This window comes from Pseudomonas sp. s4 (assembly GCF_046764235.1).
Lineage (GTDB): Bacteria > Pseudomonadota > Gammaproteobacteria > Pseudomonadales > Pseudomonadaceae > Aquipseudomonas > Aquipseudomonas asiatica.
Map to the genome: position 1 here is coordinate 1,560,871 of NZ_CP177209.1, position 12,519 is coordinate 1,573,389.

A 12,519-nucleotide genomic window follows, 5' to 3' on the forward strand; every position below is an offset into this window, starting at 1 on the left:
AAATGGAATTGCTAGGCAGCAAATGCGGATTCCAAGTCGAACTTGCAGGTCTTGGATGCATACTCTGTTGTCGAGGCGTAACGTGTGCGGTGGTGGCCCCTCGCATCGAGTTTACAAGGCTCGCAAGACGGCTTCGGTTGCAGGTAGGTTCTAGGTTGGTGCAAGTCGATATGAGAACTGCTATGAGTGTAGCGAGCGCATTTGCATTACTAGTGAAGGTTCACAGAGGGGGCGGTCGCTTAGGCGTTATGCAACAGCTTTTGCGAGTTAGTTTTCATGGATAGGCGAACAATACTTGTCACGGGGGCCAGCGGGTTCGTAGGCGGGGCGATTTGCCGCCGTCTGGTCCAGTTGGGCGCGTTTAATACTCGGGCGGCGATACGCAGGGCGGATGTTGCAATACCACCCGGAGTGCATGCTATTACCGTAGGTGATTTGGCCTGCTCGACCGATTGGTCGGCTGCTTTGGCCCGCGTTGAAGTAGTGGTGCACGCCGCCGCTCGTGTACATGTAATGAAGGAAACAGCCGCCGATAGCCTCGCCGAGTTTCGGAGGGTCAATGTTGACGGTACCCTCAGCCCAATGTCATCAACCTAAGCTGCAGCCCTGCCCAAGGCAAGCCCCCCGAAGCAGCCAGCCGCCATGGCCGTCGGGCGATGACCAGGCCTCTGCCGCTCAATCAGGCGGTCTAGCTGGGCTGGCGGTGATGTGATCATCGTCTGTTCCGGCTGTCTAGGCGAGATTTCTCGTTCTCCGGACGAGCCTATGCCGACCGCTTGTGGCCAGCTTTTTTGCACGGAGGTTGGGCGGTGGTGTTTCTTCAGCGCGTCGGTTTGTAGCCCTCACAACCTCGGCTGGCTGCGCGTTTGCGTTGGCGCGCAAAGCTACGGCCTGAGCGTACGGCACTGAGGCTTTTAGCCATCAAGGCCAGCACATTGCTCAGCCCCTGAGCACAGTGCCGCACCAGCAGCTCGACCAGGGTATTTTTGAGCCGTGACACGCCTTGGGTGAAGTTGACTTTCCATCGCAGCTTGCGACCTTTGTGGCGCTGTTCGATGACCGGCTGTAGCAGGTGCTGCATCAACAGCGCCAGGTTCTTCAACAGTTGAGCGGCATGAAAGTCCTGCTTTACAGCGGTCACGCTGCGGCCGCTGAAGTTGTCCAGCGTCAGGGTTTGTTTGAGGCGACGGAAGTCGGTTTCGATGCCCCAGCGGCGGTGGTAAAGCTCGGCAAACACCTCAGCGGGAAAGGCTTCTCGATCCAGCAGCGAGGTCAGCAATACTTCGCTTTCGCCGTTGGCCAACTCGACCCGGATCAGTCTCAGCTCGATCTGGCTGGCAGGATCAACGCCAGCCTCGGAGCAGAACAGACGTGCTTCAGGATGGTTGGCCACGAAAAGCTGTGTGTCTTCAACTTGGCCAGAGTGTAGAAACGCTTTGACCTGGGCGTTATAGCCACAGGGCAGGCGCATCAGAAAGTGCCGCTGTTGCTGCGCGAACAGCGCGAATAACCAGTGCCCAGGGTAACCACGGTCAAACAGCGTCAGGCTGTCAGCCGGCAGGTGCTCAAGGTGCAGATGGGCACAGTCGCGCTCGCCGACTGTCAGGGGCACGATCAGGCTATGCAAGGTTTGACCGTCAGCGACTTCGTAGAGTGTGGACAAGCGAGCCATGGGAAAGCCAGAGTGACTGCCAAAGAAGGTCGCCATGGTCGACTCCAGGGGTAAATGCACGGTCGAGCCATCCACCGCGAGCACCCTCAGCCCACGCCACTTCTGGCGCAGCCCGAAGCAGTCAATTTGTTGCTGCAGGAGGCGATTGAGACTTTCAAATACCTCGGGGTTGAGTTTTTTGCGCGCTTTGCAGAAGGCCTGCGCAGTGACCATTTGCGTCTCAGTCGACGCCTGATTGAGTACGCGATAGAACTGATCGAGTTCGGTTTGCAGGGCCGTGCGCGGCTGATTGAGCAGGAACAGGACGAGGTTCTTGAAGGTGAGCTGGCGTCGGCGGGTAAAGTCTTGAGGATTCTGGCGGTGGGCGGCGATGAAGGCGGGACAATCGAGCGGGCTGGTTATTTTTTGTACAATTTTCAAGCCAGGGTTTGGCTGGCGGTGTCAAGCGATGCGGTATAGGTAGTCAAAAGGGCTTCTCCCATGCACTGATTTGAGCGCTAATTATATGATATTTATGGATAATTTCCAAAGTTGATGACATTGACCCTCAGCCTAGCCCGGCAGGCAGCTGCGGTCGGCGTGCGGCGTTTCATTTTTATCAGTTCGATCAAGGTCAATGGTGAAAGCAGCCGTCCTGGTCAACCGCTGTCTGCTGACGATGCGCCCTCGCCTCAGGATGCCTACGGTATTTCCAAGCATGAAGCGGAGCAGGGCTTGTATCAATTGGCGGCAGCAACGGGTATGGAGGTGGTGGTCATTCGTCCAGTGCTCGTCTACGGGCCAGGTGTGAAGGCAAACTTTCAGAGCATGATGCGATGGGTACATTGCGGCGTGCCGTTGCCGTTTGGCGCTGTCGATAATCGGCGCAGCCTAGTTTCAGTCATCAACCTTGTCGATTTGATTGTTACTTGCATTGAGCACCCCCACGCTGCAAACCAAACGTTTTTCGCCAGTGACGGTGAGGATATCTCATTGACTCAACTGCTACGTGCGTTGGGCGTTGCGCTCGGCCGCCCAGCGCGATTGCTTCCGGTGCCGCAGGCGATACTGTTGCTTGCCGCGCGGGCGCTTGGCAGGCGCGATCTGGCGCAGCGTCTGCTCGGTTCATTGCAAGTAGACATCAGCAAGAACCGTCTGGTGCTTGGCTGGGGGCCTCCCCTGACGCTGGAGCAAGGCCTGGATATGACAGCTCGATCTTTTCTGGAAACACAACACCTATGATTTGGCTGATTTTGGGTGCAGGCTTCACTTCGCTGCTGATGACTGCAGCTTTGCGCCGCTACGCGCTGGCCCGTAGCCTGCTGGACATCCCCAATGCACGTAGTTCTCATACCTTGCCAACGCCGCGCGGCGGTGGGGTATCGTTTGTAGTCACATTCTTGGCTGCGGTGCTGGTCTTGGGGCTGGGCTGGAACGACACCATCGTCCCGGGCCTGCAGTATGGTTTGTTGGGCGCTGGCGGTCTGATTGCACTGATTGGATTCATGGACGACCATGGGCACATCGCGGCGCGCTGGCGCTTGCTTGGTCATTTCGCTGCAGCGGGTTGGGGATTGTACTGGCTAGGCGGAATGCCGCCGCTTGCCGTGTTCGGCGTGCAACTCGCGCCAGCGGTACTTGGCATTGTCATCGGTCTTTTGTACCTCGTTTGGCTGCTCAACCTCTATAACTTCATGGATGGCATTGATGGGCTAGCCAGCATCGAGGCGATCTGCGTTTGCCTAGGCGGCGCTCTGCTTTACTGGGCCACAGGCAATACGCAGGCCATCTGGTTGCCAATGCTGTTGGCCGTGACGGTGGCTGGTTTCCTATTCTGGAACTTCCCCCCAGCACGCATTTTCATGGGTGATGCCGGTAGTGGATTTCTAGGAGTAGTGTTAGGGCTGCTGGCGTTGCAGGCAGCGTGGATAAATCCACTATTATTTTGGGGGTGGTTAATACTTTTGGGTGTGTTCGTGGTGGACGCCACGTTTACACTGATCCGACGCCTGATTCGCGGTGAGAAGGTCTACGAGGCCCATCGAAGCCATGCCTACCAGTACGCCTCGCGCCGTTTTGGCAGCCACCTGCCGGTGAGCCTGTCTGTGGCAGCCATAAATCTGCTTTGGCTGCTGCCTGTAGCAATAGTGGTTGTGGTCCTGAATCTCGATGGAGCGTTGGGAACCTTGATTGCCTATGCGCCTCTTACACTGCTGGCGATCAAATATCGCGCGGGAGAACGGGAGTAATATGGCTCAACGCAACAGGCATTGCACCACCCGGTTGTTTGGGCGTTCAGGCTGGCAAGCCCTCTGGTCAAGCGAACGGGGCAGATCGGCACCAAGGAGCGCAGGATGAGAGACGACTACAACAAGGGGCTTCGCTCGTACCTGGTGAACCTCTCCAGACAAAAGAAACGGCTCTTGCAGGTGTGCACGGATGTTGTGTTGATCTGGTTCGCATTGTGGTTGTCGTTCATCGTGCGGTTAGGTATCGATGAAATGTACAACCCCATCATCGAACACACCTGGTTGTTCCTCGCTTCACCAATGGTGGCCGTGCCGCTATTCATCCGTTTCGGCATGTACCGCGCGGTGATGCGCTATTTCGGCAATGACGCACTGGTCGCCATCATCAAGGCTGTGACCCTGTCGTCGCTGATTCTGGCCGTGGTGGTGTACTGGTACAGCAACCACCGGGTCGTGATACCTCGCTCGATCATCTTTAACTACTGGTGGTTGAGCTTGGTCATCATAGGTGGCCTGCGACTGATTATGCGTCAGTACTTTCTCGGGGACTGGTTCACTGGTGCGCATCAGATGCCCTTTACCCATCGTGATGACGGGTTGACCAAGGTTGCCATTTACGGTGCGGGTACGGCCGGAAACCAGCTGCTGGCGGCATTGCGCTTGGGGCGGGCGATGCGCCCGGTGGCTTTTATCGACGACGATGGCGACCTTGCCAATCGAGTCATTTCCGGGTTGCAGGTATATGCGCCCAAGCATTTGCCGAAGTTGATCAGGGATACTGGCGCGCAGGAAATTCTCCTCGCGGTACCATCGGCCTCACGTGCCCGGCGCAAGGAGATCCTAGCTCTGCTCGAACCCTATCCGCTACATGTGCGTAGCGTGCCTGCTTTTGCCGACCTAGCCAGTGGTCGGGTCAAGGTTGATGATATTCAGGATGTCGATATTGCGGACCTGCTCGGGCGTGACCCGGTACCGGCACAGGGCGACCTGCTCGAACGCTGTATCAGAAAGCAGACTGTGCTGGTGACTGGGGCAGGTGGCTCAATCGGCTCCGAACTATGCCGACAGATTGTCGGTCTGGGCCCCAAGACTTTGCTGTTGTTCGACCACAGCGAATACAACCTGTACAGCATTCTCAGTGAACTGGAGCAGCGCATCGCGCGTGAATCGCTGTCGGTACGGCTGCTGCCGATGCTGGGGTCAGTGCGTAATCAGCAGCACCTTATAGATGTCATGAGTACCTGGCGGGTGGACACTGTCTACCATGCTGCTGCATACAAGCACGTGCCGATGGTCGAGCACAACATGGCCGAAGGTATAATCAACAACGTCTTTGGCACGCTTAATACGGCTCAAGCAGCACTGCAGTCAGGGGTGGCGAATTTTGTTTTGATTTCCACCGATAAGGCTGTGCGCCCGACTAATGTAATGGGGAGTACCAAACGTCTTTCCGAACTGATCCTTCAGGCACTGAGTCGCGAGGCAGCACCTGTGATGTATGGCGACAGCGGTAAGATTGCGCGGGTGAACAAGACCCGTTTCACCATGGTGCGCTTCGGGAATGTGCTGGGCTCATCGGGGTCGGTGATTCCGCTGTTCCACAAGCAGATAAAGCATGGTGGGCCGTTGACGGTTACCCACCCCAAGATCACACGTTATTTCATGACCATTCCTGAAGCCGCTCAATTGGTTATCCAAGCGGGTTCGATGGGACAGGGCGGAGATGTATTCGTGCTGGATATGGGGGAACCGGTGCGGATTACTGAGTTGGCGGAAAAAATGATCCATCTTTCGGGTTTAAGTGTTCGATCTGAGCAAAACCCACTTGGAGATATTGCCATTGAGTTTACCGGGCTGCGGCCAGGTGAAAAGCTCTATGAGGAACTGCTAATTGGTGAAAATGTTTTGGTTACGCGCCACCCAATGATCATGTGTGCCAATGAAGACTACTTGCAATGGGACAAGCTGAGGCAAAGCCTAGAGGCACTGATGGCGGCCATTGCATCCGATGACTTCAAGATGGTTCGCCAGTTGCTGAGGGATACTGTCAGTGGCTATACGCCAGGCGGGGAGATTGTTGACTGGTTGTATGAGCGCCAGCGGCTGGAACCTTAAAAGGCTGCGCTGGCAGTTATAGATAAAGAAAATGCCATCCTGATCGGATGGCTTGTCGCATATGAATTTCAAAATCTTACTAGGTTTGAAGACGTACCAGGGGAAGAACGGATAATGACTATTTTGGTAACAGGTGGCGCTGGATTCATCGGCGCAAACTTCGTCCTGGACTGGTTGGCTGGCTCGGATGAGCACGTGGTTAACCTCGACAAACTCACCTACGCAGGTAACCTGCAGACCCTGAGCAGCCTGCAGGGCGACAAGCGCCATATCTTCGTGCACGGTGACATCGGCGACTCCGAACTGGTTGCCCGCCTGCTAAAGGAGTACCAGCCACGCGCCATCGTCAACTTTGCCGCCGAGTCCCACGTCGACCGCTCGATCCACGGCCCGGAAGACTTCATCGAAACCAACATCGTCGGTACCTTCCGCCTGCTGGAAGCGGTACGCGCGTATTGGGGTGGCCTGGATGAGCCGGCGCGCAAGGCTTTTCGCTTCCTTCATGTGTCCACCGACGAAGTTTACGGTTCGTTGGCCGCCGGCGAACCGGCCTTTACCGAAACCCACCAGTACCAGCCCAACAGCCCGTACTCGGCCAGCAAGGCCGCTAGCGACCACCTGGTGCGCTCGTACCACCACACCTACGGCCTGCCGGTGCTGACCACCAACTGCTCGAACAACTACGGCCCTTACCACTTCCCGGAAAAACTCATCCCGCTGATGATCGTCAACGCCCTGGCTGGCAAACCGCTGCCGGTATACGGCGACGGCCAGCAGATTCGCGACTGGCTGTACGTCAAGGACCACTGCAGCGCCATCCGCCGCGTGCTGGAAGCCGGCAAGACCGGCGAGGTGTACAACGTGGGCGGCTGGAACGAAAAGCCCAACCTGGAAATCGTCAACCGCGTGTGCGCCCTGCTGGACGAACTACGCCCCCGCGCCGACGGCAAGCCTTACGCCGAGCAGATCACCTACGTGACCGACCGCCCCGGCCATGACCGCCGCTACGCCATCGACGCCCGCAAGCTCGAGCGCGAACTGGGCTGGAAGCCTGCCGAAACCTTCGAAACCGGCATTCGCAAGACCGTGGCCTGGTACCTCGACAACCAGGAGTGGGTGCAGAACGTACAGTCCGGCAGCTACCGCGACTGGGTCGAGAAAAACTACGCAGGGCGCTCGGCATGAAGATTCTGCTACTGGGCAAGGACGGCCAGGTAGGTTGGGAACTGCAACGCAGCCTGGCCCCGCTGGGCCAGGTGCTGGCGCTCAATTCCCGCAGCCAGGCCCACTGCGGCGACCTGGCCAACCTGCCGGGCCTGGCCGAAACAGTGCGCGCCTACGCCCCCCATGTAATCGTCAACGCCGCCGCCTACACTGCCGTGGACAAGGCGGAAAGCGACCGCGAACAAGCCTTCAAGGTAAACGCCGAAGCCGTCGGCGTGCTGGCCCGCGCCGCCGCCGACTGCGGAGCATTGCTGGTGCATTACTCCACCGATTACGTGTTCCCGGGGCAGGGCACTCAAGCCTGGCGCGAAGACGACAGCGTCGGCCCACTGAATGCCTATGGCGAAAGCAAGCTGGCCGGCGAACAGGCCATCCAGGCCGCCGGTTGCCAGCACCTGATCTTCCGAACCTGCTGGGTATATGCCGCACGCGGCAACAACTTCGCCAAGACCATGCTGCGCCTGGCTGCGGAACGCGACAGCCTGGGCGTGATCGACGACCAGTACGGCGCCCCGACCGGTGCGGAACTGATCGCCGACATCACCGCCCACGCCATCACCGCCACCCGACGCGACCCGGCCCTGGCCGGCCTGTACCACCTGGCGGCGGCCGGCGAAACCACCTGGTGCGGCTACGCTCGTTATGTGCTGGAGCAGGCAGTGGCTCTGGGTGTGCCATTGAGAGCCCACGCCGAACAGGTCAACCCATTGACCACCGACGCCTACCCGACCCCGGCCAAGCGGCCGGCCAATTCGCGTCTGGACACCCATAAACTGCAGCAAGCCTTTGCCCTGACCCTGCCAGACTGGCGCTTGGGTATGGCTCGCATGCTTTCGGAAATACACGAGAAATGACCACTATGAAGCGTAAAGGCATCATTCTGGCGGGCGGGTCGGGTACCCGTCTGCACCCCGCGACCCTGGCTATTTCCAAGCAGCTGCTGCCGGTGTACGACAAGCCGATGATCTACTACCCGCTGACCACCCTGATGCTGGCGGGTATCCAGGACATCCTGATCATCTCCACCCCGCAGGACACCCCGCGGTTCGAGCAACTGCTGGGTGACGGCCACCAGTGGGGCATCAACATCAGCTACGCCGTGCAGGCCTCGCCAGATGGCCTGGCGCAGGCCTTCCTGATTGGTGAACACTTCATCGGCAACGACCTGTCAGCGCTGGTGCTGGGCGATAACATCTATTATGGCCACGACTTCCAGCAACTGCTGGGCAACGCCATGGACCGCGGCGAAGGCGCCAGCGTGTTCGCCTACCACGTGCACGACCCCGAGCGTTACGGCGTGGTCGAGTTCGATGAGAAGGGCAAGGCAATCAGCCTGGAGGAGAAGCCGACCAAGCCGAAGTCCAGTTATGCCGTGACCGGGTTGTACTTTTACGACAAGGACGTGGTCGAGATTGCCAAAGGCATCAAGCCATCTGCGCGGGGTGAGTTGGAGATTACCGATTTGAACCGGGTGTATTTGGAGCAGAACCGGTTGTCGGTGGAGATCATGGGGCGCGGGTATGCCTGGCTGGACACCGGGACGCATGATTCGTTGCTCGAGGCGAGTGGGTATATCGCGACCATTGAGCGGCGGCAGGGGTTGAAGGTGGCTTGTCCGGAAGAGGTGGCGTACAGGCAGGGGTGGATTGGGGCGGAGCAGTTGCTGAAGTTGGCGGAGCCGTTGGCTAAGAATGGGTATGGGCAGTATTTGAAGAGGTTGGTGCAGGATAAAGTTTATTGAGGGGGTTAAATATCCGTCTTTTAAGGTGTAGACGCTCGAGATTACATGGCAGAAGCCTTGGCTTGTACCTGGGCAGACAGTTTATGCGGGTATGCCAACGCCATTCATTGGTGAAGCCACAGGCATAGGTCAGCCATTGAATGAGCCTGCCGCTAATGTGAAACACTGATCCAGGCGACGGTACCTGCGCCGGTTTCTGATAAAGCGAGCGCAGGGCTGCCGGCTCAGGTGATGGATACATTGTGCGGTGCTGCATGGCCCAAGCTCGGCGCAAGCTTTTCGACTTGTAGGTAGTGAACGAGAGTCAACTGGCTGAACAAGCCCAGCGCGCGATCGGTGGCAAGTACGAACTCGAACGCCGGGCTGGAGGTATGAGTGGTGAAGATCGTTGGCGAATATGGGGGGGAAGCGGTGCCAATTATCAAAGCGCTGCAACAGTCAGTGGGAAAAACAGGTACGACGGTGTTCTCGGACGATCTAACGGGTTGTTCACCATGTAGCTGCGCAGAGGCGGCGGGCGGCGGCGATTATGAGTCTGTCCAGTCGGCGCGCATGAATGGACATGATCCATATGCTGTCTCAAAGATTTGCTGACGCGGCTTTCGACACTGCGGGTGAGCAAGATCGGGTAGCTGTTGCCGCAGTCGTTGATGCTGCTTTCACTTACGCGAGATGAGTCGGGCGGGCGGTTGGAAAAAACAATTCTGTTAGAAAAGATCTTATTGATCTCTAGTGTTCTTATTTAATTGTTCTGATTGGGTTTGAGGTATTTTTATTGGCTCGTTAATATTTAAGGTGAAATCTAAAATTATTGATGTGTCTTAGCGATGCAGATAGTGTTTTCTTGTAATTTGCCCCTTCGATCATCCGTTTTTATCAAGTGATGTTTACAGGCTCCTGATGTTGTGCAGTAGATAGGTAGCTTTTGTTGATTTTATTTTGTTTTCGTGATAGGTGGGTAGTTGCTGCTGCTGGCGTGGGTGTACCGTTTGTCAGGCGGGCGGAGCAGGGGGCTGGCCTGCTACTGCGAGCCCTCTGGCTCGCTATTTTCGCAGCGATAGAATTCGATCGTGTCGGGTTGCCATGCTTGGATCCAAAGTGTAATATTCGCGCCATTTGTGAAATAAATTTCATACACCTTGGAAGCGGAACTCCATTAATGTCATCGGCGATAGTTAGTAAGTTTAAGAGCAAGGACGCAGTTATCGGTATCGTGGGTCTGGGGTATGTTGGGCTGCCTCTGATGCTTCGCTATAACGCTATCGGCTATTGTGTTTTGGGTATCGATATTGATCCCGTGAAGGTGGAAAAGCTCAATCAGGGTAAAAGCTACATTGAGCATATTCCGTGTGAATCGGTCGCCAAGGCGCGCGAAAGCGGGTTCTCGGCAACCACCGATTTCAGTCGGGTCGCTGAGTGCGATGCGCTGATTCTGTGTGTGCCGACGCCGCTCAATAAGTATCGCGAACCCGACATGAGCTTCGTGATCGATACCACGAACGCGCTCAAGCCTTACCTGCGGGCAGGCCAGGTGGTTTCTCTGGAGAGCACCACCTATCCGGGTACTACCGAAGAAGAGCTGCTGCCTCGTGTTCAGGAAAATGGCCTGAAGGTGGGTGAGGATATCTTCCTGGTCTACTCGCCGGAGCGTGAAGATCCGGGTAATCCGAATTTCGAAACTCGTACCATTCCGAAGGTCATTGGTGGCCATACGCCTCAGTGCCTGGAAGTTGGTATCGCCCTATACGAGCAGGCCATTGATCGCGTCGTGCCAGTGAGCTCGACCAAGGCCGCAGAGATGACCAAGCTGCTGGAGAACATCCATCGCGCGGTGAACATTGGCCTGGTCAATGAAATGAAGGTCGTGGCTGATCGCATGGGTATCGACATCTTCGAAGTCGTCGATGCAGCCGCCACCAAGCCGTTCGGCTTCACTGCCTACTACCCTGGCCCGGGCCTGGGTGGCCATTGCATTCCGATCGACCCATTCTACCTCACTTGGAAAGCGCGTGAGTACGGCTTGCACACACGCTTCATCGAGTTGTCTGGTGAGGTTAACCAGGCCATGCCGGAATATGTGGTCGGCAAGCTGATGGACGGCCTCAACGAGCAAGGCAAGGCCGTGAAGGGCAGTCGTGTGCTGGTGCTCGGCATTGCTTACAAGAAGAACGTAGATGACATGCGCGAATCGCCATCGGTGGAAATCATGGAGCTGATTGAAGCCAAAGGCGGCGTGGTTGCCTACAGCGACCCACACGTGCCAGTCTTCCCACAAATGCGAGAGCACCACTTCACGCTCAGCAGCGAGGTCTTGACTGCAGAAAACCTGGCGTCGTTCGATGCGGTGGTCTTGGCTACCGATCATGACAAATTCGACTATGAGCTGATTCAGCGCAGCGCTCGACTGGTCATCGACAGCCGCGGCAAGTACCGTGCACCTGCTGAAAACGTAATCAAGGCCTGATTGCGTCCCCGCTCTGCCCAGCCGGCATCGATCACGTCGATGTCGGCTTGCTGCTTATCGAATTTATGCGAGAGGTTAGGATGAAGCGTTTCGCCCTCATTGGTGCTGCTGGTTACATCGCTCCACGCCACATGCGTGCCATCAAGGACACAGGTAATGAATTGGCCTGCGCCTACGACATCAACGATTCTGTCGGCATCATCGACAGCATTTCCCCGGCCAGTGAGTTCTTCACCGAGTTCGAGCGCTTCTATGATCATGCCTGGCGCCTCAAGCGTGACCCGGCCACGGCATTGAATTACGTTTCCGTCTGCTCGCCCAACTACCTGCACCACCCGCACATCACGGCCGGCCTGCGCCTGGGTTGCGATGTGATCTGTGAGAAACCTCTGGTGCCCACCGCCGCGATGCTGGATGACCTGGCACTGGTGGAAAAGGAAACCGGAAGCCGCCTGTGGAACATCCTGCAGTTGCGCCACCACCAGGCGATCATCGCGCTGAAGGATCGTGTGCAAAGTGGCAAGCGGGATCACAAGCACGATGTCGAACTGACCTACATCACTTCCCGTGGCAAGTGGTACATGGAAAGCTGGAAAGGTGACCCGCGTAAGTCGTTCGGTGTTGCCACCAACATTGGCGTGCACTTCTACGACATGCTGCATTTCATCTTCGGCAAGCTGCAGCGTAACGTCGTGCACTTTGTCAATGAGCACAAAGCTGCCGGTTACCTGGAGTACGAGAACGCGCGCGTACGCTGGTTCCTGTCCATCGATGCCAACGACCTGCCAGATAGCGTCAAGGGCAAGAAGCCGACCTACCGTTCCATTACTTGCGATGGTGCGGAGATAGAATTCTCGGAAGGTTTCACCGATCTGCACACCGTGAGCTACCAGTCCATTCTCGATGGTAAGGGCTATGGCATCGAAGATGCGCGCCACTGCGTGGAAACCGTCGAGACCATTCGTACCTTGGCGTTGAGCCGTCCGACGGACAACGAAGGCCATCCGTTCCTGGCTCGCCTGCTGGGTTGATAAGCATTGCGGCTTCGCCAGCATTGGCTGGCGAACGCAGGTCG

The 12,519-nt window shown here is 57.0% G+C and carries 8 protein-coding genes and 3 pseudogenes; 10 read left to right on the top strand and 1 reads right to left on the bottom strand.

Annotation, left to right across the window (positions count from 1 at the left end; all coding sequences use genetic code 11):
• Positions 1 to 276 precede the first annotated feature (276 nt).
• Positions 277 to 579: pseudogene (locus ACK56M_RS07305) on the top strand (NAD-dependent epimerase/dehydratase family protein); the annotation flags it as partial.
• A 241-nt stretch (positions 580 to 820) separates the two neighbouring features.
• On the opposite strand, the gene ACK56M_RS07310 reads toward ACK56M_RS07305, so the two are convergent.
• Positions 821 to 2,092 carry an IS4-like element ISPa1635 family transposase gene (locus ACK56M_RS07310; RefSeq protein ID WP_004423958.1) on the bottom strand — a complete coding sequence of 424 codons (1,272 nt, stop codon included), beginning with the start codon at positions 2,090 to 2,092 and terminating at the stop codon, positions 821 to 823.
• Positions 2,093 to 2,215: 123 nt separating this feature from the next.
• Here ACK56M_RS07310 and ACK56M_RS07315 point away from each other — a divergent pair.
• The 9 genes and pseudogenes from ACK56M_RS07315 to wbpB form a co-directional block, all read left to right on the top strand.
• Positions 2,216 to 2,893: pseudogene (locus tag ACK56M_RS07315) on the top strand (NAD-dependent epimerase/dehydratase family protein); the annotation flags it as partial.
• The gene (locus tag ACK56M_RS07320) at positions 2,890 to 3,900 is read left to right on the top strand and encodes an MraY family glycosyltransferase (RefSeq protein WP_411959326.1); all 1,011 of its coding nucleotides are present in this window, start codon (positions 2,890 to 2,892) and stop codon (positions 3,898 to 3,900) included. The pseudogene ACK56M_RS07315 and the gene ACK56M_RS07320, both read left to right, overlap by 4 nt.
• Positions 3,901 to 4,005: 105 nt before the next feature.
• The gene (locus tag ACK56M_RS07325) at positions 4,006 to 6,015 is read left to right on the top strand and encodes a polysaccharide biosynthesis protein (protein ID WP_411959327.1); all 2,010 of its coding nucleotides are present in this window, start codon (positions 4,006 to 4,008) and stop codon (positions 6,013 to 6,015) included.
• Between the two features lie 114 nt (positions 6,016 to 6,129).
• Positions 6,130 to 7,200: a dTDP-glucose 4,6-dehydratase gene (gene rfbB / locus ACK56M_RS07330; RefSeq protein WP_411959328.1), complete on the top strand. Its 1,071-nt coding sequence runs from the start codon at positions 6,130 to 6,132 to the stop codon at positions 7,198 to 7,200.
• Positions 7,197 to 8,093: a dTDP-4-dehydrorhamnose reductase gene (gene rfbD, locus ACK56M_RS07335; RefSeq protein ID WP_411959329.1), complete on the top strand. Its 897-nt coding sequence runs from the start codon at positions 7,197 to 7,199 to the stop codon at positions 8,091 to 8,093. Before rfbB ends, rfbD begins: the two co-directional genes overlap by 4 nt.
• A 5-nt stretch (positions 8,094 to 8,098) precedes the next feature.
• Positions 8,099 to 8,980, top strand: a complete 882-nt coding sequence (rfbA, locus tag ACK56M_RS07340; RefSeq protein WP_411959612.1) for a glucose-1-phosphate thymidylyltransferase RfbA — start codon at positions 8,099 to 8,101, stop codon at positions 8,978 to 8,980.
• A gap of 248 nt (positions 8,981 to 9,228) precedes the next feature.
• Positions 9,229 to 9,612, top strand: a pseudogene (locus ACK56M_RS07345) (transposase domain-containing protein); the annotation flags it as partial.
• Between the two features lie 527 nt (positions 9,613 to 10,139).
• Positions 10,140 to 11,444, top strand: a complete 1,305-nt coding sequence (wbpA, locus tag ACK56M_RS07350; protein WP_411959330.1) for a UDP-N-acetyl-D-glucosamine 6-dehydrogenase — start codon at positions 10,140 to 10,142, stop codon at positions 11,442 to 11,444.
• 80 nt (positions 11,445 to 11,524) lie between these two features.
• Positions 11,525 to 12,475, top strand: coding sequence for a UDP-N-acetyl-2-amino-2-deoxy-D-glucuronate oxidase (wbpB, locus tag ACK56M_RS07355; protein WP_061550846.1), 951 nt, complete (start codon positions 11,525 to 11,527; stop codon positions 12,473 to 12,475).
• The last annotated feature ends 44 nt before the right edge of the window (positions 12,476 to 12,519 follow it).